Consider the following 20,337-nt stretch of genomic DNA (forward strand, 5'->3'; position numbering starts at 1 on the left):
AACGCCCGCTTTAATCCTCATCTTTGTAAATCGCAGTATGCACTTTGCCATTGCGAATATAACCCCGGTACATACCTTCGGTGTTAAACGGTGTTGCAATGTGACCTTGTGCATCCATAATAATGACACCACCTGTGCCACCCGCTTGTTCTAAAATACCATGAATAACCGCATCACCCGCTTCTTGCACGGTTTGATTCTGATACTTAACACGCGAACAAATATCCGCAGCCACATGATAACGAATAAAATACTCGCCATGTCCAGTTGCTGATACACCACAACTACTATTGTCCGCCCAAGTGCCAGCGCCAATAATCGGTGAATCCCCTATTCTACCATAACGCTTAGCAGTCATCCCGCCGGTTGATGTACCAGCACTGAGGTTACCCGACTGATCCAGTGCAACAGCGCCCACGGTGCCGTATTTATAATCGAGATCGAGATAGCGCCAAGCTTGTTGTTCCGGTTGCTCACTTTTACGAATCGTTTGTTTGGCTTTAATTAACTGCTGATAACGATGTTCGGTGTCAAAGTAGCTGTTATCAACCAACGCTAAGCCTTGCTGCTGAGCAAATTGTGCCGCGCCGTCGCCACTCAACATCACATGGACCGACTTATCCATAACCGTACGCGCCAATTCAATCGGGCTTTTTACGGTTTTTACGCCCGCGACAGCACCGGCATTCCCCGTCTCCCCGTTCATGATCGAGGCATCAAGCTCATGCTCGCCATCCCAGGTATACACCGCGCCTTTACCCGCATTAAATAACGGTGAATCCTCCATCACTTGAATCGCATGAATCACCGCGTCGGTGCTACTGCCGCCATGCTCAAGTACTGCATAACCCGCCTGCAGAGCCTCTTCGAGTTTCGCGTGGTACGCGGCCTCTTGTTCTGCGGTTAAATTAGCTCGGGTAATCGTGCCTGCACCGCCGTGAATAACCAGAGCAATGGGTGTCTTGTTATCCGTGGACTCATGTGTTTCAGCTTTCGTTGCCGCGGTAGTGAACGTTCCCGCCAATGCAAGCGTAAGCATAGTCAGTGTTGTTTTTATTTTCATGGTTCTATCCTTAATGACGGATTCGAACTACACATTACAGGGTAATCGACACCACAATGCAATGTTTTTGGAGGTAACTCTATGCCCACTTATCGCGTTAACTACGATCATCTTGGTGCACCCGAGCAGGTGCAACTCAACGTACCGACGGTTGAGCATTCAGATAGCGATCGCGACTTGCGCGACGAAATCGCTCGTCGACTCGCTGAGCGTGTTCTACCTCATGCCGAGCTGGCGGTTAATCACGATGACCACCGTAACGTCGAAGAAAAACTCTACAAAGCGTACGACTTAAAAATCACTCAAATTGAGCGCCTTTAGTTGCCGCTCTTAACGACTTCAATATCAAAGTGCTAATATTGCAGGGCTACCAACAATGGTGTAGCCTCCAAGCCAACTAAATTAAGCCGGTATGAGACATGCAATCCGTTCCAGAAAATAATAAAAACCAACCCACCTTCTACTGGCACGACTACGAAACGTGGGGTGCACGGCCACTGATTGATAGGCCTGCGCAATTTGCTGGGATGCGCACCACGTTGGACTTTCAACCCGTGGGACGCCCTCTAACGATCTATGCGCAACCCACGCCGGACTTTTTACCCGACCCCGAAGCGGTACTCATTACCGGGATCACTCCGCAATATGCGCTGAATCAGGGCGTTAACGAAGCCAACTTTGCGCAAGCTATTGTGCAAGAGATGAGTCAACCTAATACCATTATTATTGGCTATAACAATATTCGATTTGACGATGAAGTAACGCGCTCACTGTGTTATCGCAATTTTTATGACCCCTATGCTCATACTTGGCAAAACGGTAATTCGCGCTGGGACCTGATTGATGTGGTACGCGCCTGTTACGCACTGCGTCCCGAGGGTATTCATTGGCCGGAGGACGAAGATGGCCGTGTGACCTTGCGACTTGAAAAGTTGACCCAAGCAAACCGTATTGATCATGGGCAAGCGCATGATGCTATGTCCGATGTCCGAGCGACCATCGCGATGGCACAACTGCTTGCAGAAAAGCAACCGAAACTGTGGCAGTTTGCCTTACAGCATCGCCATAAGAATGACCTGATGAACCTCATTAATTGGCAGCAGATTAAGCCTTTGGTGCACGTCTCGGGTTTGTATGGCGCCGATAATTTCTTCGTATCGGCTGTGCTGCCGATTGGTTTTCACGCTCAACGTGCTAACGCACTGATCGCTTGGGATCTACGTATTAATCCAGCAGATTTTGCGGATTATTCGACTGAGCAATTACGAGATTTACTCTTTGCCTCACGTCAGCAGCATGAAACCAACGGAACCCAACGACCCGGCGCCACCCAGATTACGCTAAATCGTTGCCCGTTCTTAGCGCCGCTGGCAACGCTGACTGCGGAAGCGCAACAGCGTACCCAAATCGACTTGGCCACGCTTAGGGAGCGGACTCGTTGGTTAGCCGAGAACAGTGACTTCCGTGATCGCATCATGGCGATTTTTGATAGCGCACTCGAGCATGGCGAACAGCCGCCTTTAGACGTTGATCAACGCTTATACGATGGTTTCTTCGACGCCCAAGATAAGCAGAACTTACAGATGATCCGTGCGATGAGACCCGAACAGTTAGCCGGTATTGAGCTGAACACGCAAGATAACCGTCTACCCGAGCTGTTGTTTCGCTATCGTGCACGGAATTATCCGGCGACACTCGATCAAAGCGAGCTCCAACGCTGGCAGCAGTTCTGTCGTCAACGCCTTACTGAACCTACCAACGGGCAACTTTCGATAACCGAGTTTGCAGAAAAACTTGAAGGTTTAGCGCAGCAGTATCAGGATAATAAACATCGCATGCAGCTGCTGAAATCACTTTATGACTACGCACAAGGGCTTTGAACACAGTTTTGACTATATCATCGTCGGTGGTGGATCGGCTGGCTGTGTGCTTGCCAATCGACTGAGTGAAGACGGACGATTCCGCATTTTACTCTTAGAAGCTGGGCGCAAGCCGCCCGGCTTTTTCTCCGCGATGCCCTCTGGCTTTGCCCGCTTTATTCATAGCCCTACCTTTAATTGGCTGTACCGCGGCCAAAGCTTCGCTCAACAAACAACCTACACACCTCGGGGTAAGGGCTTAGGTGGCTCAAGTGCCATCAATGCAATGATTTACTGCCGAGGTAGTCAACAAGACTATCAGCGCTGGGCAGATGCCGCTGGCCACGAGTGGAGTTATGCTGCATTACTTCCCTACTTTAAAAAGTCCGAAGCCAATCAGCGTGGTGCTAGCTATTACCATGGCGCTCGAGGTCCGTTGAAAGTCAGTGATAAAGTACCCTATTACCCCGTCTGCCGTGCATTTGTGGAAGCCTGCCAAGAACTCGGACTGCCGTATAATCATGATTTTAATGGCGATACCTTAACAGGTGCAGGCCCATTTCAATTTACCATGGCGAATGGTGAGCGCTGTAGCACCTATAAAGCTTACTTAAAACCGGTGGCAGACCGACATAACTTAACCATACTGTCGGGTTACGATGTTCGTCGTGTTCTATTTGATGGGCACAATGCTCAAGGTGTGGAGGCGTTTTCTAAGGGACAAAAACACCATTTTTATGCGCACCGCGAAGTCATTCTCGCCGCTGGAGCACTCGCATCACCTGTTATCTTGCAACGTTCCGGCATTGGTGACAGCGAATCACTTAAATCGGTGCATGTCCCGGTGGTCTACCATGCGCCCGAAGTGGGTAACAATCTTGCCGAACACGCGGATATTTGTATCCATGTGAAAAATAAAAAACGGAATGGACTGACACTCACGCCTTGGGGTCTAGTGAAACTCTTACCCGCGCTTTTGTACTACCTTATCAATAAAAACGGACAATTAAGCCATTCATTGGCCGAGGTAGGTGCATTTTTCGATGTAAGCGATAACGATTGGGCGAATGAAAATGAGCCTAGGTTTCAGTGCCACGTGTTACCCGTCATGTTTAAAGATTCGGGTTATAACTGGTGGCCCACATTAAAGCATGGCTTCAGTATTCATGTCTGTTTGCTCCGGCCTGAGTCACGCGGAAGCATTCAAATTAACCCCGAGGATCCGTTTGGAAAGCCACTCATCAATTACCGTTTTTTCGAAAACCCCAATGACTTAGTCGCGTTGACAGCAGCGGTTAAAAAGGTGTGTAACTTACTCGAGACCGATGCCTTGAAGCCATTCGTAGGTAAACGGTTGTTTCCTCGCCCCTACAATCGAGATAGCGAACTCGCCCAGCAAATTACCGAGGAAATCGGCCTGATCTACCACCCTGTAGGCACGTGTCGGATGGGTCAAGACCAGCATTCCGTCGTTAATCCACGATGCTGTGTGCGCGGAGTCAACAAATTACGAGTTATTGATGCGTCAATAATGCCAACGCCTATCAGTGGTAATACCAACGCACCTACCATCGCTATAGCTGAAAAAGGCGCCGACTTGATTAAAGCCGACGCCTTTTAACTTTTTTCCATAAATTATACGCGTTTATTTTTGATGCAGTTTTCCGACCTTAAATAGACGCGCTAACGCAGGGATCAAGATCAGCGCACCGAGCATATTCCAAAGGAACATAAAGGTCAGCAAAATCCCCATATCCGCTTGGAACTTAATCGGTGAGAAGATCCACGTCGCGACACCAATCGCTAACGTCAATCCAGTAAAGCCGACCGCTTTACCCGTGTTCTCAAGTGCATAACGATAGGTAGCAGGCAGATCCATACCACGTTGCAGGCCTTCCTTAACCTTACTGTAAATATAGATGCCATAGTCGACACCAATACCGACACCGAGTGCAATAACAGGCAAGGTCGCAACTTTAATGCCTATCCCTAACACCGCCATTAACCCTTGACTCATGACCGTCGTAAAGGCGAGAGGAAGCACAATACAAGCCACTGTGCGTAAGCTTCTAAAGGTGATTAAGCAAAGGAAAATCACTACACCATAGACCCACAACAGCATTTTGTTCTGGGCGCTCTCAATGACGGAGTTTGTTGCTGCTTCAATACCTGAGTTACCCGCCGCCATCAGCAAATCAATACCTTCTTTTTGGTAGTTCTGCTTAAACGACTCCACAGAGGCGACCACATTCTTCAATGTTTCCGCTTTATGATCATCAAGGTATATAATAATCGGCGCCATCGAACAATCGTTGTTAATTAAGCCATCTGGAATACGGCTCAACGATGCGTTGGTAACAAACTGGTTGCGGTTTAAGGTGAACCACTTTAGGTTACCTTCGTTAATGGCAAACATCCCCATCTTCGATACGTATACGATGGATTTGACATCTTGGACACCATTGGTGTTTTGCATATGCCAACTAAAGCGATCCATAAACTCAAGGTTATTATACGCGATACATTGCTGTGGTTCAGTCGCAGCCATCACAACAAAAATATCAGTGCTTGAGCTGTAGTTATCAACGATGTAGGCATTATCAAGATTATAGCGGCTATCAGGACGTAGTTCCGGCGAACCTTTATCTAAGTCACCAATTTGCATCTGCTGACCATAATAAAGACCCCATGCCAATAACACTATCGCAATACCCAAGGTACTGTAGGCCCACTTCGGTTGAGCAAACTTCTCAAAGGTACGCACCACGATGTGTTTTTCGCTTTCCGCTTTGCGGTGATACTCGACACCTTTATCAGATACCCCGAAGTACGACATCAAAATAGGTAATAAACCTAAGTTAGTCAGTACCACAACCGCTACACCGATACTGGCCGCAATCGCAAGCTCTTTTATCACAGCGATATCAATCACCATCAGCGTGGTAAAGCCAATCGCATCACTCGCCAATGCGGTTAGACCCGCAATGTATAAGCTCCGAAAAGCAAGCTTGGACGCTTCAAATTTGTCGAAACCATGCGTGCGATTGTAACCAATGGCATTAATAATTTGCACACCGTGAGAGACGCCAATAGCAAACACCAAAAACGGTACTAGCATCGAGTATGGGTTTATCCCGCTACCAATCAGGTCGATAATTCCCAGTTGCCAAATCACGGCAATGATTGAGCAGCCCAGTACGGTGAAGGTACTACGCCAGCAGCGACTGTACACATACAACATAGCCAAAGTGATAAGGATCGCTAGCAAGAAGAACAAACCCACTTGCTCGGCACCATCGATCAAATCACCAATCAACTTGGCAAAACCGGTAATGTGAATACCAATTTCATCACTTTGATATTTGTCACGTACTAAGGTTTCTAAGCGCTCCGAAAATTCCCCATAATCCAGCTTTTCGCCCGTTTCGGGATTCACTTCGTCGAGAGGGACATAAATGATAGTTGACTCGAAGTTGTTCGCAACCAGGTTACCCACCTCACCGGAGCGAAGCACATTTTCCCTCAGTTGAGCGATGGACTCTTTGCCACCATCGTAACCGTCTGGGATAACCGGGCCGCCCACAAAGCCTTCCTCAGTGACTTCCATCCAACGTACATTGGGTGTCCATAAGCTTCGTAAACCTGAGCGATTAACACCAGGGATGTAGAACACTTCGTCGGTAATTTGCTTGACCGTTTCTTGGAACTCAGGCTCAAAAATATCGCCTTGCTTATTTTCAACGGCAATACGCACCACGTTGCCAAGACTCGATAGATCCTTTTGGTATTCAAAATAATTTTGAATAAACGGATGCTGAGTCGGAATCATTTTGGTGAAAGAAGCGTCTGGGCGCACTTGAACGGCGTTGTAGCCCAGCACAAGGGTAACCGCCGCAAATAACAGTAACCAACCTAAACGAAACTTGAATAATGCCCGCTCGAGTAAAGAGGGTTTTTTATTTTCGATATTATTATCCACGCTACTCTAGCCCCTTTTCCGCTGTGTCACTTTGGGTTGTTTTTGCTGGCCAATAGTAAATACCAGAACGACTGGTCAGTACTTTTTCGCCGTTAAATTCAACCATATCGCCGAATACAGCACTACTTGGATGTGTGTGTTCAGTCACGTCGAGAGAGGGCGTAATTTCTAAAATGACACCTGAGTTACCCACGATCCATTGAGTACCTTTAGTATCCGCGTAGCCACTCATCAAGTTGGCATCCGCAGGGCTATCAATTGCGGTATAACGCTCACCTAAGTCGTCCGAGACAAAAATATTGCCACGTAGTCCATAGGTCCATAACCGACCTTGGTTATCAAAGTGAGCACCAAACAATGAACCATCGTACGGCGGTGCAACCGACGACCATGATGCGCCGCCATCTTGGCTCGCATACGCGGTACCCGCTTCACCGGCGATAAATACATTGTCGCCCTGCGTAGCGATGGCGTTTAAGTGAAAACCATTTGGGTTATCTAGACGACCACTAATAAGTTGCCAATTCGCCCCCTTATCTTGGCTGACCAACAAAGTGTTGTAAGCGCCTACCGCCAGCACATCGCCATTGGCTAGCGTTTTAATATCTAATATCGGTTTTGAAGGGCCTGTCTCTTGTTTTGCACGTTGTGCATTTTCTAAATAGAACTTGGCATCATCGAGCGCCCACTGCAAATCACCCGACTCATCACCGTCTGCGGCTATTTTTTGTTCGAGTTCTGCAATGCGTTGCTGATAAAACGCAACTTCAAGATCGAGCAGATCAAAGCCATCAAAGATACGCTGCCAAGTATTGCCGCCATCGGTCGTTTTTAATATCACGCCATGGTGACCTGCGGCATAGCCTATCGAGTCAGATTCGAAGTCGACACTGGTCAGTAACACACTGGTCGGAACATTAGCCTGTTTCCATGTGTTACTATTGAGATCTCGAGTAATGATATTGCCATGTGAGCCGACCGCAACAAGGCGGTTAGATAGCTTAGCGGTTGCAATAAGCGGGTTTTTTATAATTAGTTTGCTGCTTGCTTGCATTGCCGGCGCGTAAATCACATCAAATTCTTGCTGCGACGACACATCGGTTTCTTGTGCGAATGCAAAAGTGCTCAAAACCCCACTGAGCAACAACCCAATATGGGTTGGGGACAGACGCATGGAACCTCCTAAACAAAAAAAATGTCTTAGAATTGTATAAGGTTATATTCATTTGAAAACCTTTTTCGCATATTTTCCTGCTTTTTTTAGTGAAACTATTGTCTTACAGGTCTAACCTCTGGCAAAGTGATGTACGAAAGTAGAACAACAAGGAAATTACCCATGAATAAACTGATGCTAAAAGCGGGTGTATTCGCCCTATCAGTTATCTCCGCCAGCGTAATGGCTAAGGTCACGCCTGACCAAGCCGATCGTTTAGGCAAGGATTTAACACCGATTGGTGCTGAAAAAGCCGGTAATGCAGACGGTTCAATTCCAGCTTGGAATGGTGGTTATTCTGATGCAAGCGTTGAGATTGTGCGCGGCACGGACCCGTTCGCAAGTGACGAACCACTGTTCACGATTACTCACGATAACCTCGATCAATATAAAGACAACCTGACGCCAGGTCAGATTGCGATGTTTAATAAATATGACGATTACAAAATGATCGTTTATCCAACGCGTCGCTCTGCAACCTACCCTGACTCACTTTGGCCAAAAATTAAAAAGAACGCAGAGAATGCTGAGTTAGTTGCGGGCGGTAATGGTATTCAAAACTTCGAAGTTACAACTATCCCATTCCCGATTCCGGAAACAGGTGTTGAAGCGGTTTGGAACCATATCACGCGTTTCCGTGGTGGTAAGGTTACCCGTAACGTTGCCCAGTTCCCAGTATTGGCAAGTGGTGATTTTGTTCCCGTTGAACTAAAAGAAACTCTAGTATTCCCAGAGTACCTGGAATCAGGCCGTGGTCCAGAAGATGACAACATCCTGTTCTATTTCCTACAAGAAGTAGAAGCGCCTGCACGTTTAACAGGTACTGTATTGTTGGTACATGAAACCATTAACCAGGTTAAAGAAGGTCGTCGCGCGTGGATCTACAACGCCGGTCAACGCCGCGTTCGTCGTGCGCCTAATGTAGCCTATGATGGACCAGGTACGGCAGCTGATGGTCTTCGTACCTCAGACAACCTTGATATGTACAATGGTGCACCGGACAAGTATAACTGGGAGTTAAAAGGTAAGAAGGAAGTTTATATTCCTTATAACAACTTCAAAATCATGAACCCTGAATTGGATTATGATGAAATTATCCAAGCAGGTCACATGAATCAGGACCTCATCCGTTATGAAAAACATCGCGTGTGGGTTGTCGAAGGCACCCTTAAAGACGGTGAGCGCCACATCTATTCTAAGCGTACCATGTACTTAGATGAAGATACGTGGACAGCGTCTATCATTGACCATTACGATGGTCGTGGTGAATTATGGCGTGTCGGTGAAGCGCTTAATACTCAGTTCTATAATCAGGACGTGCCTTGGATGGCAGCCGAAGCATTGTACGACCTTAACTCAGGTCGCTACATCTCATTGGGCTTAGGCAATGAAGAGAGTGATTACATGGATTGGGACATTGAACCTAACCGTAATGACTTTACTACTAACGCATTGCGTCGCACGGGTTTCCGTTAAGCCGTACGCTTTGCAAGCATCAGAAAAGGAGGCATCAGCCTCCTTTTTTATTTTTCCCAATCGCCTGCTAATTTATCTAATCGTACCATCAAGCTTGACGTGTCCCAGCGTGAGCCACCGAGGCTTTGCACTTCAGCATAGTATTGATCAATCATCGCAGTCGACGGCAGCGCAGCTCCGTGGCGATTAGCCTCTGCAATCGCAATACCCAAGTCTTTACGCATCCAGTCAACGGCAAAGCCGTGATCATATTCTTGGTCCCACATGGTTCTGTACCGGTTAACTAACTGCCAGGAACCAGCAGCGCCAGCGCCAATTGCATCGACCAATGCATCGGGGTCAAGGCCAACTTTTCGTGCCAAATGCAGACCTTCAGCGACGCCTTGAATGACGTTGGCAATACACACCTGATTAACCATTTTAGCAAGTTGACCCTTGCCGGCTTCACCCATACGAACGATTTTCTTCGCGTAGCAGTTCAATACAGGTTGCGCTTTATCAAAGGTTGCTTGTTCACCACCGACCATCGTTGTAGGAATGCCCTTCTCGGCGCCTGCTTGGCCGCCAGAAACCGGAGCATCTAAGAATTCGCCCTGATGTTGCGTAACTGCCGTATCGAGCTCACGCGCAAGATCGGCCGATGCCGTCGTATGGTCAATAACGATTGCGCCTGACTTCAACTGCGCGAGTAAGCCGTCCTCACCATAAAAAACGCTACGCACATCGTCATCATTACCCACGCATACCATCACAAAGTCTGCATCAGCCGCCGCTTGAGCGGGTGTATCGGCACGACAACCTTGATACTCATTAACCCACTGCTCGGCTTTGCTCGATGTGCGGTTATAAACGCAAACATCAAACCCTTGTTGCTGAAGATGCCCAGCCATTGGGTAGCCCATCACACCCAAACCAATAAAACTACAGCGTTGTCCCATACGTTTTCTCCCTTTACTTGTCCGGCTTGCGAATCAACCAATGTTGATAACGACCTAACTCTCGAAACGGTGATTGTTGATTATATTCCATTTCAAGATCCAACAACTCATCATAGCGTTGCTGGTGCTCGACTTCGCGCAGATAGTCATGAAAACAGCGCACGCCCGTTTTAGTATCCACCTGCAAGCCCGCCTCTGAGAGCCACTTTTCAACATCCTGCGGCCTGCGCGGCTGTTGAGGACTTAAACGGACCGTTTTTTTAACTTTTAAGCCGCGCGCTATATAATCAAAATTACCATAGACCGCATTTGCCATTAATTGTGCATCGCGATTATAAAACATTAAGGACAAAGTTCCGCCAGGCTTAAGTAATTGAGATAAGCACTGAATTGCCTGCTCACCGTCTTCAACCCATTCGAGTACCGCGTGGCATAACACCAAACTGAACTGTTGATCAGGTAACTGCGCTGTGAGCGCTTCGAGTGGAGCCACGATGTACTGAGCTCTTCGTGTTAAACCTAATTGCTCATGATTTTGTTGTGCTTCTTCGACCATATCGGCAGCAATATCAGTGTGAATCACCGCATGCCCTTTCGTAAGAAACCACTCATTCACTTGGCCTAAGCCTGCGCCAACATCCAATATTGTTCGCTTAGGCCCATCAATGAGTGGCGCTAAGTCACGCTTCAACACGGCCATGCGCAGTCGGCCCTTGGTCGAGCCGTAAATATTTCGGGCGAACTTTTGACTGATACCCGTGAAATTGCCACGTGCTTGTTTTTTATTCATGCTGGGTTATCGATATCGACAAAGCTCACGTCGAGGTTAAATTGCTGTTCCAAATGTTCACCGAGTGCTTTGGCTCCGTAGCGTTCGGTCGCATGATGCCCAGCGGCGAAAAAGGCAATCCCCTGCTCGCGAGCACTGTGCACCGTTTGTTCTGATACCTCGCCGGTGATAAATGCATCAACACCGAGCGCGACAGCCTCGTCAATAAACCCTTGCCCACCACCTGTGCACCATGCCAACCGCCGAATAGGTTGCTGACACGGAACATAGCACGTTAAATCGCGGTTGAGCTTTTCTATCAACGCATCCGCTAACTGTTCGCTTGTGTAGGGTTGTTCAACATGACCAAGCATCAATACATTGCCAGGATCGCTCGGGTTAGCCGTACCGTCGATTGACCAATTCATTAGCTTGGCCAATTGCGCGTTATTGCCCAATGAAGGGTGGGCATCGAGCGGCAAATGATAGGCAATCAAGTTGATATCGGCTTCCAACAACGCCTTAATACGACGTTTTTTCATCCCCACAATAGGTTGATGTTCATTTTTCCAGAAGTAACCATGATGCACTAATAAGGCATCAACGTCCGCAGCAACGGCTGCATCGACCAACGCCTGACTCGCAGTAACACCTGTCATGATACGCTTTACATGCGACTTGCCTGCCACTTGCAAACCGTTGGGGCAAAAATCCTTTATTTGACGTACTTTTAACAACTCATCTAAATAGTCAGTGAGCTGACTTACTTCAATTGTCATTTATTCACCTACTTTTACGGCGTGTTTGCAACTTATTTTACCTTAAATTAGACATAAATCCGAAAAAACGGTATAAACGGTCAGGTAGATTACTTTTTAATCGTTTCTGTTAAATTTTTATAATCGAATAGGGTTTGATTAATGAGCAAACTGGATAAAGAGAAAGTTCTTGCAGATTACACCGCAGCTTACAAGAAAGCACACGGTAAGGCGCCATCCATTGAGGCCAAAAGCGGTTGGTACAGTGTAAACGGTGGTAAAAACGTTCGTTTAGCTCAGCTTGCGGAAGAAGCAGAGTCACTTGCTGCGGGCTCAGTCACAGCGCCCGCAAAAAAAGAGAGCAAACCCAAAGCAGCGGCGTCCAAATCAGCGCCCAAAAAAGCTACCGTAAAATCCAGTGGCAAAGGCGGATTAACGGCAAAAGAGCTGTGGCAACAGAAATTGCAACAAAAATCCGGTCGCTGTCGCTTCCCTAGAGGGTCTTAAAGGAACTAAAAAACCAACCCTTCGGTTGGTTTTTTATTTATAGCACATCGGGGTTTTTACCTGCGACACGATCGATAGGGACTCGGATTTTGCGGTAGCGGTACACGATAAACTCTTCACGTTTAAAGCTAATGAGCTCATCACCAAAATCAGCCTGAGATACCACATAAGAGCCATCTTTATTTTGTTGCTTTACAATACCTAGCTTACCGCAGTGGGGACCTCTTTTTACAAAAATGGTCTGACCGTTAATGCGCGGATTATTGTAAGAAAACGTCGGTCCTGCCATAAATGACTCATACACCCTAATATTCAAAGATGCTTATTATATCGACCAGCGCCCTATTTTCTACAACCATTTCTTGTAAATGCGCTACTGCTTTCCGATATAGAGCGTAATTTCACCCACGGGCAAGCCGTATTTATACATTTGCGTGCGGTTAATCATATTGTTTTCATCAACCAAGTACATCCAATCATCCAACGAGAGCGCCATCATTTCGCCATCGACTTCAACCTGTAACACGTATTCCCAGTTAAGTGCATTACCCGCTGTGGTACCAACAGCGACACCTTCAACATCCGATGCTCGCCCCTCGTAGGTGTTGGGACCCGTTTTTGTGAGCTTCCAAATACGTTCATGTGTGCGACCGTCCGCGTAGGTGAATTGCTCGTCAAGTGTGCCTTGGTTACCATCCCAAGAGCCTTGCATTTGCACGGTAAAACGCTGAATGACCTTACCAGAGTAATCTTGCACGACACCATGAGCGACCAAATCGCCCTTAAAAAACTCCTCTAACTGTAACTTCGGTTGCTCACCTTGATACTCTTCTATCGCTGTTGAACACGCCGAAAGCGATAACAAGGCAACCACTGCCAATAGCCATTGAGATACACGCTTATTACTGTTTTCCAACCAGCTCATCTCTTTCCTCCTCAAAACGCGACTCAGGTGATAACCAAATCGCTAAAAATTGTTCAGTAAACTGACTCGAGTTAATCACACCCAAGCTTTTATCGCCTTGATAAAATGCCGCATAACCCTCTTTGGTCTCTTTCAATAAGATACAGTCATCTTCTTTGATATCAGGCCACATTTCCGAAAGCTTATCTAACCACTGCGACTGTTCCTGACTATTGAAGCCAAGTTTCTCCCACTCTTCTGACGTGGTTTCCACCAACTCCTTTGCTTCAATATCACGTAAGTAGCGCAACAATAGAGCTTTGCGTTGCTGCTTGCGCTGCGACCAGTCAAAATCGCCATCTGTCGTATAAAGGAAGGCATCGTAAACGTCCCAAAACAGCACACTGAGACGTGTTTGACCAACTTCTTTATATTCATCAGCCAATGGCTTCTTACATTCACCGATAGATTGTGCGCCGACAGCCGTGCTTAGCCCAGCACATACTAAGGCACTTGCTAAAGCTAATGACTTGGTTTTCATAGAACTAACCTCTCATTTGGACTGGCTCGCATAGCACGACAGAAAAACAACATAAAGAGTCCCCACACAACCGCGTAGACGAGTAACGTAAAGAATAGCGATTCAGCCGTCCCCGCACCGAACCCTAATCCAACATAGTAAGTAAACGGACCAGAAACTGCGCCTAATAAGGCTGCAACGAACGGCATCTTAACGAGCCAATCCAATGCGACCGGTGCCATCGCAGCAAATCCGACCCATAACAACGCCAACCACAACGGAAAAACCGAGCCCACAAAGTCAATCGCACCGAGGCTAATGGCTATCGCCTCGAGTAATAAGCCCACAGCTAACAGTTGTGCCATTTTCTTAACGGGTATTTCAGCAATCCAGTAGCTATAGGCAAATTGGGCGATGGCCAGCACAATAGTCAGCCATAGGTAATCACTCCGTCCTGCAACTGCACTTAACCACAATAAGTTAAACAGTACGAAGCTAACGATCTTGTGTTGTAGCGAAGTTGACATAGGTCTCCTTGGAAGCGCCTTATGACGTTTTGGATGCAGTGACTTGTACTACAGATACGGTCTTTTCTAAAAATCCGCCTTCGCAATAGCCAAAATAATAATTCCACAAGCGCGAAAATCGAGCATCGTAACCAAACTGCTCTAATTCACCGGCACGACCATTAAACCGATCACGCCAAGCCGCTAATGTCTTGGCATAACTCTCACCAAAATCTCGCACATCGCGAACCACCAACGATGTTTCTTTCTTAAATAAATCGGTCATGAGAGAGAGCGATGGTAAAAAGCCACCGGGGAAAATATGTTTCTGTATGAAGTCGACCGAGCGGGAATAACTCGCGTAACGTTGGTCAGCAATCGTAATCGCCTGAATACACATCAGTCCATTCTGCTTTAGGCGTTCATTACAAACTTGGAAAAAACCAGGCAAATAACGCTTACCGACCGCTTCGATCATTTCGACCGATACCAATTTATCGTACTGACCGGTGAGGTCGCGATAGTCTTCTTTCAACAGTGTGATACGGTCTTCCAGTCCGAGCGATTTGATACGCTCCGCTACATATTGATACTGCTCTTCTGAAATCGTTGTAGTCGTCACTTGACAGCCATAATTCTGCGCAGCAAAAATTGCTAAGCCACCCCAGCCAGTGCCTATTTCTAAGAGGTGATCCGTCGGCTTCAACTCCAATTTCCGACACAGACGATCCATTTTATTCAATTGCGCTTGTTCAAGTGTCTCGTTGCCTTGTAAGAACAGAGCACTCGAGTACTGCATATTTGTGTCTAAAAAGCGGGTGTACAGCTCATTACCTAAATCATAGTGTGCCGAAATATTCTTCTTAGCTTGCGCCTTGTGATTTCGGTTGGCCCAATGACGGTATTTATTAATTGGAAAGGTGAGCCAAGCGACTTTTCGCTCCAATTTATCAAGCGCGTCCATATTGCGAGCAAATACCTGGATCACTGCCGTTAAATTTGGTGTTTCCCACGCTTTATCAATAAAGAGTTCAGCCGCGCCAATACTGCCACCGGTCAACAAGCGCACATAAAATTTAGCGTCTAATACATTTATCTCAGCGCATAAGTCTGAAGACTTATCTCCATAATGACCGACCAGTTTGCCTTGTTCTTTAACAATCAACTGGCCTTCGCCTAAATGAGCAAGCAACGCCTGCGTCATACGTTTTGCTGCTTTATCTATCCAGCCGTAAGTCAGCGGTGCTTGCATTACAGTTTCGCCTTGAGACATCGATCGTACCCTTTATCTAGTCTTACTTTTTTTTGTTTTAGGATGGTCGTATATGGGAATGCGCTTGATGAACAACTTTAACGCTTGCCAATAAATTCCACCGATTATTCTTAGCGCCATAAACGGCACAGTTTTTATTACGTGTTTTATTGATTTACGGTTTAACTCACTTCTAGACAACTTCATGCCTGCGATAAACTCAGCCCTTTCGCGGCAAGCTTTTATGGTTACCGACAACTTATCAGTTGGTGGCTCGATATACCATCGATAACGCATATCCATCGGGTTGAAAGGAGAAACATGGAATGCCTTTTCGTGCTCAGGCACAGTTTCGGCCAAGTCAACAAGGTAATAGTGCCTCTCCAGCCAAGGTGTATTGCTGACCTCAGCGAGCACGTGGGTAAAGTGCTCACCCTGCTGCAGAAAATATAGGTTGAGAGGAGAGAAATAAATACCAAAAGTTCGCAGATTACCGACAAACCAGATTCGACCGCTAAGCGCTCGCGAATTGAGCTGGTTCATTTTTTCAAGCACAGCGGTTTTTAGGTCCCCTGTTGAGCCCCGTAGGTAATCATTACGTCTGAACCACAGCGGCGCAAAGCCTCGGGTACTGAGCCAGCGGCTTTGCTGGTGTACCTCGTCAAGCTCGTCTAGGCACACGCACCACTGCATAAACCGATAGTTAAACTGATGATGTTTTGGGGTTCGGCGTTCATGAAAAACTTGCCCCCAATAGATACCGCTATCCATTATCTACATTAAGCTCCGGCGCAATCATATTAACCACGTCTATGGCACTGTGTACACCGTCTTCATGGAAGCCGCTGTACCAGTAAGCACCACAAAAATAGGTGTTGCGATGACCATTGATCAGGTCTCTATCTTTGCGGGCAGCCATTGAGGTTGTGCTGTATTGAGGGTGTGCATAAAACAGTTTTTTAATCACCTTGTCCGGATCAACAGCCTCACTATTATTGAGCGTAACAAGGTAGTGCGCTTGCGTCTTTAAACCCTGCAAAATATTCATGCTGTAGGTCACTGAACTTGGTTCGCGCTGCGCCGACTCACCGACTCTTAAACGATAATTCCAGCTTGCCCAAGCGGCCTTTCGAAGCGGCAATAGAGCACGGTCGGTGTGCAATACAACCTCATTTAGTTTATAGGGGATGCTACCCAAAATACGCTTTTCGGCATCATTAGCGTCTGCTAGCAATGCCAATGCTTGGTCGCTGTGACAAGCAAACACAACACGATCGAAGTGTTCAACATGACCATCTAAGAAGGTTAACGATGCGCCATTCTCAGTGCGTCGGACTTCACTAATATCTTGAGACAAACGAATACGGTCACTAAATTTAGCGGTTAATTTGGGAATGTAAGCGCTAGAACCACCTTCAATCGTATGCCACTGGGGGCGATTGCTGATGTCCAACAGACCATGGTTTAAGAAAAAGCGCAAGAAAAAGCCTAATGGAAACTGGTAGGCATCTTTAATACTTGATGACCAAATCGCGGAGATCATCGGTAGCAAATAATAATGCGCGACTTGCTCATCTAAATCCAGCGAATCGATGAACTCACCCAAGGTTATATGGTCGTTATCGCTATTCTCTTTTGCAGCCTTTTTTGCCGCTTCGTTAAACGTAACAATACCTTTAAGCAATCTATAAAACTTGGGTCGAAACAAGTTACGTTTTTGGGCAAACAAAGTAAGTAAAGTATGTCCGTTATACTCAAGACCTGACTCTGGATCTTGCACACTAAAGCTCATTTCAGTGTCCCGCCACGTCACACCCACTTCAGTCATTAGACGTTTGAAACGCGGATAGGTTCGGTCATTAAACACGATAAAGCCCGTATCGACACCAACAGGGCCTTTCTCATCATTGACCTCAATGGTATTTGTATGACCGCCGATATAATCGTTTTTTTCGAATACCGTCACCTCATGGTGGTCAGTTAAGTAATATGCCGTTGTTAAGCCTGCAATACCACTTCCTACAACTGCTATTTTCATTAATTTCCCTTCGACATACGTTTACTGAGCGCTACTTGCCACGCTTGAGGCAGAATAGACATGGTTTTTAACATCAATGTAAAAATGGTAGGAAAACCGATATCTCGTTTGTTCTTGTCGATACCTTTGCGGATACACTGAGAGGCATAATCGACAGAAACTCGCATCGGCATTTCAAAATCGTTAGCATCGGTCATCGGGGTTTTAACAAACCCCGGTGAAATCGAGAGCACCCGAATACCTTTAGGGGCAAGATCCACTTCGAGTGAGCGACTAATATAATGAATCGCTGCTTTTGATCCGCCATAGGCTTGAGCCCGCGTAAATGGCAATAGTCGTGCAAGACTACCTACCAGCACTAATTTCGAACCTGGTTGAAGCGTCCGCAACAAACCTTGCACGCAATTCATTGTGCCTTGCACATTAACGGTAAATACCCGTTCAAAGAGCTCTGCGTCAAATGATTCAATATCCAAGTATTCACAGACACCCGCACTCAAAATGGCAACATCGATTTGATTGATTGATCCCAAAAGCTCAATTGTTTTATCGCGATCAACCGTGTCGAATTGTAACGTTTCGACATAGTCAGGGAACTCGTCTGCCAATTTTTTCAGCGCATCGGCGTTGCGCCCGCAAGCGACCACGTTATGACCCTCGCAGGCATAGTCCGCAACGAGTTGTTGACCAATCCCACTGGTAGCACCGGTGATGAGTACTTTCATGATGACACCAGCCTCTGTTTGATCTTATCAATAACAAACCCGACCAAAGGTACATGCTCGTATAACATGGCACCCAAATCATAGTGGTCTTCTTGTAATCTTATTTTTTCGTCTTCAAACTGAACATGTGAAACGCCTGGAAGAATGATTTCACGACCGTTGGCGAGCTTTGGATGCGAAAATCGCATTTGCCAACTCAAGTAGGCCTGCTTATCACCAATGACTTCGTCTTCAAACGTAAAATGACAATACTCTACGTTTTCCATCGTGTGCTCAAAATAGTTGCGCAAGTCATCTCGGCCCACGACTTGGTGAATGGGATCATTAAACGCAACATCGTCATGATATATCGAGTCTAAATCATCGAGTTGATCCGTCGAAAATTCCTCGTAAAAGCTCTTAAGCTTTTCCACTAACTCTTTGTTATCCATTTTTCACCTGCTTAAACGTCGATAAAAATCGCTCACGCGCCTCGCTATGATCGACTATTGGAGACACGTACCCCGTTTTATGCTGTTTCAAATACGAATGTGGCCAATGAATATGTTTACTCGGTACATCCGCTAGTTCTTTTATCCAAGTACGAATGTAGATTCCGTCGGGATCAAACTTCTCACTCTGGCGGACAGGATTAAAAACCCGAAAATAAGGGACCGCATCAGTACCAACCGATGCACTCCATTGCCAGCCGCCGTTGTTAGCTGGAAAGCTGCCGTCCACAAGGTTACGCATAAAGTACTGCTCTCCTTTGCGCCAGTCGATCAGTAGATCTTTGACTAAAAAATTAGCCACGATCATACGTAAACGATTGTGCATCCATCCGGTCTCATTGAGCTGTCGCATGCCGGCATCGACGATAGGAAAGCCTGTGCGCCCGTCACACCAAGCTTGAAAATCTTCTTCAGCGTCTCGCCAAGGTAACCCTTGGGTTTCTGTCTGATAGTTCTCTCCTCGACTTAATCGAGGTTCATGAAACATGAGATGCTGATAAAACTCTCGCCACGCAACTTCTGTTAGCCAGGTGTCTGCGCCGGGCTCGAGCCCATACGGAAACTCTGGTGACAATGACGAGAGTGCGCGCGCTACAGTTTTCGGCGCAATCGCTCCCATTTCAAAGTATGCAGACATCATCGAGGTGCCATCAACGGAGGGTTCATCGCGACGCGCTTTGTATTCGTCAACCTGATGTTCAATAAATTGACCCAGTTTACCCATAATGGCTTGTCGTCCGACCGGGTAGGTTTGACTATTTTTACGCTCTAACGGACACTGCGGTAGCTCGGTACTGCTCGCTACGGTATTTTCAACGCGCCAAGACTCTGGCGTCCAATCGCTGATTTTAGCAACCTCAGTACGCCAAGCTCGGTTAAATGGCGTGAATACCTTGTAGTAGCCGCCCTGTTTTGTTTCCACAGCCTCTGGCGGCACGAGTAAGTTACCGTCAAATAACTGAAACTCGATATCACGCTGCTCAAAGCATGCCCTGGCTTGCTTATCACGTTCTATCTCATCCAGTGGATACTCTCTATTTGCGTATACCGTATTGACTTTATGTTTCTCACAGAAATCGGCAATCGTTGCGCCACTTTGGCTAAATCGATCGATTGTAAAAATCGAAAAACCAATTCCTTTGTCAGCGAGCTCCTGCTTAAACTCTGCTAAATGACGCCACCATAAATCGACTTTAATGGGCGCCCAGTCATGCGCCTGCCAAGTACGCTGGGGTACTAAAAATAACGCATAAACGTGTTTGTGATTAAGACAGGCTGCATCGAGCGCCGGATTGTCTACCGTTCTCAAGTCACTTCTAAACCAAACAACTGCCGCCAT

21 protein-coding genes are annotated in these 20,337 nt (G+C 46.8%); 5 read left to right on the plus strand and 16 right to left on the minus strand.

What is annotated here, in order from left to right; all coding sequences use genetic code 11:
- Positions 1 to 10: 10 nt before the first annotated feature.
- The gene (locus OS145_RS06045; RefSeq protein ID WP_006955357.1) at positions 11 to 1,063 is read right to left on the minus strand and encodes an isoaspartyl peptidase/L-asparaginase family protein; all 1,053 of its coding nucleotides are present in this window, start codon (positions 1,061 to 1,063) and stop codon (positions 11 to 13) included.
- 81 nt (positions 1,064 to 1,144) lie between these two features.
- On the opposite strand from OS145_RS06045, the gene OS145_RS06050 reads away from it, so the two are divergent.
- From OS145_RS06050 to OS145_RS06060, 3 genes are all read left to right on the plus strand, one after another.
- Positions 1,145 to 1,384 (plus strand): hypothetical protein, encoded by a 240-nt coding sequence (locus OS145_RS06050; RefSeq protein WP_006955360.1) that lies wholly within the window; start codon positions 1,145 to 1,147, stop codon positions 1,382 to 1,384.
- Positions 1,385 to 1,482: 98 nt separating this feature from the next.
- Entirely contained in the window at positions 1,483 to 2,943 is a 1,461-nt protein-coding gene (sbcB, locus tag OS145_RS06055; protein WP_006955362.1) for an exodeoxyribonuclease I, read from the plus strand.
- Complete coding sequence (locus OS145_RS06060; RefSeq protein ID WP_006955364.1) at positions 2,921 to 4,543, plus strand: GMC family oxidoreductase; 1,623 nt, start codon at positions 2,921 to 2,923, stop codon at positions 4,541 to 4,543. The genes sbcB and OS145_RS06060 overlap by 23 nt, the downstream gene beginning before the upstream one ends.
- Before the next feature lie 24 nt (positions 4,544 to 4,567).
- On the opposite strand, the gene OS145_RS06065 is transcribed toward OS145_RS06060, so the two are convergent.
- Complete coding sequence (locus OS145_RS06065) at positions 4,568 to 6,901, minus strand: efflux RND transporter permease subunit (RefSeq protein ID WP_006955366.1); 2,334 nt, start codon at positions 6,899 to 6,901, stop codon at positions 4,568 to 4,570.
- 1 nt (position 6,902) lies between these two features.
- On the minus strand, positions 6,903 to 8,075 hold the full coding sequence (locus OS145_RS06070; protein ID WP_006955368.1) for a WD40/YVTN/BNR-like repeat-containing protein: 1,173 nt from the start codon (positions 8,073 to 8,075) through the stop codon (positions 6,903 to 6,905).
- Between the two features lie 162 nt (positions 8,076 to 8,237).
- Here OS145_RS06070 and OS145_RS06075 point away from each other — a divergent pair, with 162 nt between their 5' ends.
- Complete coding sequence (locus OS145_RS06075; RefSeq protein ID WP_006955369.1) at positions 8,238 to 9,590, plus strand: DUF1329 domain-containing protein; 1,353 nt, start codon at positions 8,238 to 8,240, stop codon at positions 9,588 to 9,590.
- Between the two features lie 47 nt (positions 9,591 to 9,637).
- Here the strand turns inward: OS145_RS06075 and OS145_RS06080 are convergent, their stop codons facing one another.
- The 3 genes from OS145_RS06080 to OS145_RS06090 are packed head-to-tail and all read right to left on the minus strand — an operon-like array spanning position 9,638 to position 12,076.
- Positions 9,638 to 10,528 (minus strand): NAD(P)-dependent oxidoreductase, encoded by an 891-nt coding sequence (locus tag OS145_RS06080; protein ID WP_006955371.1) that lies wholly within the window; start codon positions 10,526 to 10,528, stop codon positions 9,638 to 9,640.
- A 13-nt stretch (positions 10,529 to 10,541) separates the two neighbouring features.
- Positions 10,542 to 11,318 carry a methyltransferase domain-containing protein gene (locus OS145_RS06085; protein WP_006955372.1) on the minus strand — a complete coding sequence of 259 codons (777 nt, stop codon included), beginning with the start codon at positions 11,316 to 11,318 and terminating at the stop codon, positions 10,542 to 10,544.
- The gene (locus OS145_RS06090; RefSeq protein WP_006955374.1) at positions 11,315 to 12,076 is read right to left on the minus strand and encodes a Nif3-like dinuclear metal center hexameric protein; all 762 of its coding nucleotides are present in this window, start codon (positions 12,074 to 12,076) and stop codon (positions 11,315 to 11,317) included. Before OS145_RS06090 ends, OS145_RS06085 begins: the two co-directional genes overlap by 4 nt.
- A 141-nt stretch (positions 12,077 to 12,217) precedes the next feature.
- On the opposite strand from OS145_RS06090, the gene OS145_RS06095 reads away from it, so the two are divergent.
- Entirely contained in the window at positions 12,218 to 12,562 is a 345-nt protein-coding gene (locus tag OS145_RS06095; protein ID WP_006955376.1) for a hypothetical protein, read from the plus strand.
- Positions 12,563 to 12,599: 37 nt separating this feature from the next.
- Here OS145_RS06095 and OS145_RS06100 read toward each other — a convergent pair whose 3' ends face one another.
- From OS145_RS06100 to phrB, 10 genes are all read right to left on the minus strand, one after another.
- Complete coding sequence (locus OS145_RS06100) at positions 12,600 to 12,851, minus strand: DUF3912 family protein (RefSeq protein WP_006955378.1); 252 nt, start codon at positions 12,849 to 12,851, stop codon at positions 12,600 to 12,602.
- Positions 12,852 to 12,935: 84 nt separating this feature from the next.
- Entirely contained in the window at positions 12,936 to 13,487 is a 552-nt protein-coding gene (locus OS145_RS06105; RefSeq protein ID WP_006955380.1) for a DUF3833 domain-containing protein, read from the minus strand.
- The gene (locus tag OS145_RS06110) at positions 13,465 to 14,007 is read right to left on the minus strand and encodes a chalcone isomerase family protein (protein ID WP_006955381.1); all 543 of its coding nucleotides are present in this window, start codon (positions 14,005 to 14,007) and stop codon (positions 13,465 to 13,467) included. The genes OS145_RS06105 and OS145_RS06110 overlap by 23 nt, the downstream gene beginning before the upstream one ends.
- On the minus strand, positions 14,004 to 14,513 hold the full coding sequence (locus OS145_RS06115; protein ID WP_006955383.1) for a DUF2878 domain-containing protein: 510 nt from the start codon (positions 14,511 to 14,513) through the stop codon (positions 14,004 to 14,006). The genes OS145_RS06110 and OS145_RS06115 overlap by 4 nt, the downstream gene beginning before the upstream one ends.
- A gap of 19 nt (positions 14,514 to 14,532) precedes the next feature.
- A complete protein-coding gene (locus OS145_RS06120) occupies positions 14,533 to 15,765 on the minus strand; it encodes a class I SAM-dependent methyltransferase (RefSeq protein WP_006955384.1) in 1,233 nt (410 codons plus the stop codon).
- Positions 15,766 to 15,777: 12 nt separating this feature from the next.
- Entirely contained in the window at positions 15,778 to 16,515 is a 738-nt protein-coding gene (locus OS145_RS06125) for a DUF1365 domain-containing protein (RefSeq protein ID WP_006955385.1), read from the minus strand.
- Positions 16,508 to 17,782: an NAD(P)/FAD-dependent oxidoreductase gene (locus OS145_RS06130; RefSeq protein ID WP_006955386.1), complete on the minus strand. Its 1,275-nt coding sequence runs from the start codon at positions 17,780 to 17,782 to the stop codon at positions 16,508 to 16,510. The genes OS145_RS06125 and OS145_RS06130 overlap by 8 nt, the downstream gene beginning before the upstream one ends.
- A complete protein-coding gene (locus tag OS145_RS06135) occupies positions 17,782 to 18,507 on the minus strand; it encodes an SDR family NAD(P)-dependent oxidoreductase (RefSeq protein WP_006955387.1) in 726 nt (241 codons plus the stop codon). The genes OS145_RS06130 and OS145_RS06135 overlap by 1 nt, the downstream gene beginning before the upstream one ends.
- The gene (locus tag OS145_RS06140; RefSeq protein WP_006955388.1) at positions 18,504 to 18,938 is read right to left on the minus strand and encodes a nuclear transport factor 2 family protein; all 435 of its coding nucleotides are present in this window, start codon (positions 18,936 to 18,938) and stop codon (positions 18,504 to 18,506) included. The genes OS145_RS06135 and OS145_RS06140 overlap by 4 nt, the downstream gene beginning before the upstream one ends.
- Positions 18,931 to 20,337 carry a deoxyribodipyrimidine photo-lyase gene (gene phrB / locus OS145_RS06145; protein WP_006955389.1) on the minus strand — a complete coding sequence of 469 codons (1,407 nt, stop codon included), beginning with the start codon at positions 20,335 to 20,337 and terminating at the stop codon, positions 18,931 to 18,933. The genes OS145_RS06140 and phrB overlap by 8 nt, the downstream gene beginning before the upstream one ends.

Source organism: Idiomarina baltica OS145, from assembly GCF_000152885.1.
GTDB lineage: Bacteria > Pseudomonadota > Gammaproteobacteria > Enterobacterales > Alteromonadaceae > Idiomarina > Idiomarina baltica.

What these genes read in the sequence shown, in the direction of transcription:
- OS145_RS06045 (WP_006955357.1), bottom strand. Translation starts at nt 1,063, where the DNA reads ATGAAAATAAAAACAACACTGACTATGCTTACGCTTGCATTGGCGGGA.
- OS145_RS06050 (WP_006955360.1), top strand. Translation starts at nt 1,145, where the DNA reads ATGCCCACTTATCGCGTTAACTACGATCATCTTGGTGCACCCGAGCAG.
- sbcB (WP_006955362.1), top strand. Translation starts at nt 1,483, where the DNA reads ATGCAATCCGTTCCAGAAAATAATAAAAACCAACCCACCTTCTACTGG.
- OS145_RS06060 (WP_006955364.1), top strand. Translation starts at nt 2,921, where the DNA reads ATGACTACGCACAAGGGCTTTGAACACAGTTTTGACTATATCATCGTC.
- OS145_RS06070 (WP_006955368.1), bottom strand. Translation starts at nt 8,075, where the DNA reads ATGCGTCTGTCCCCAACCCATATTGGGTTGTTGCTCAGTGGGGTTTTG.
- OS145_RS06075 (WP_006955369.1), top strand. Translation starts at nt 8,238, where the DNA reads ATGAATAAACTGATGCTAAAAGCGGGTGTATTCGCCCTATCAGTTATC.
- OS145_RS06080 (WP_006955371.1), bottom strand. Translation starts at nt 10,528, where the DNA reads ATGGGACAACGCTGTAGTTTTATTGGTTTGGGTGTGATGGGCTACCCA.
- OS145_RS06085 (WP_006955372.1), bottom strand. Translation starts at nt 11,318, where the DNA reads ATGAATAAAAAACAAGCACGTGGCAATTTCACGGGTATCAGTCAAAAG.
- OS145_RS06090 (WP_006955374.1), bottom strand. Translation starts at nt 12,076, where the DNA reads ATGACAATTGAAGTAAGTCAGCTCACTGACTATTTAGATGAGTTGTTA.
- OS145_RS06095 (WP_006955376.1), top strand. Translation starts at nt 12,218, where the DNA reads ATGAGCAAACTGGATAAAGAGAAAGTTCTTGCAGATTACACCGCAGCT.
- OS145_RS06100 (WP_006955378.1), bottom strand. Translation starts at nt 12,851, where the DNA reads ATGGCAGGACCGACGTTTTCTTACAATAATCCGCGCATTAACGGTCAG.
- OS145_RS06105 (WP_006955380.1), bottom strand. Translation starts at nt 13,487, where the DNA reads ATGAGCTGGTTGGAAAACAGTAATAAGCGTGTATCTCAATGGCTATTG.
- OS145_RS06110 (WP_006955381.1), bottom strand. Translation starts at nt 14,007, where the DNA reads ATGAAAACCAAGTCATTAGCTTTAGCAAGTGCCTTAGTATGTGCTGGG.
- OS145_RS06115 (WP_006955383.1), bottom strand. Translation starts at nt 14,513, where the DNA reads ATGTCAACTTCGCTACAACACAAGATCGTTAGCTTCGTACTGTTTAAC.
- OS145_RS06120 (WP_006955384.1), bottom strand. Translation starts at nt 15,765, where the DNA reads ATGTCTCAAGGCGAAACTGTAATGCAAGCACCGCTGACTTACGGCTGG.
- OS145_RS06125 (WP_006955385.1), bottom strand. Translation starts at nt 16,515, where the DNA reads ATGGATAGCGGTATCTATTGGGGGCAAGTTTTTCATGAACGCCGAACC.
- OS145_RS06130 (WP_006955386.1), bottom strand. Translation starts at nt 17,782, where the DNA reads ATGAAAATAGCAGTTGTAGGAAGTGGTATTGCAGGCTTAACAACGGCA.
- OS145_RS06135 (WP_006955387.1), bottom strand. Translation starts at nt 18,507, where the DNA reads ATGAAAGTACTCATCACCGGTGCTACCAGTGGGATTGGTCAACAACTC.
- OS145_RS06140 (WP_006955388.1), bottom strand. Translation starts at nt 18,938, where the DNA reads ATGGATAACAAAGAGTTAGTGGAAAAGCTTAAGAGCTTTTACGAGGAA.
- phrB (WP_006955389.1), bottom strand. Translation starts at nt 20,337, where the DNA reads ATGGCGGCAGTTGTTTGGTTTAGAAGTGACTTGAGAACGGTAGACAAT.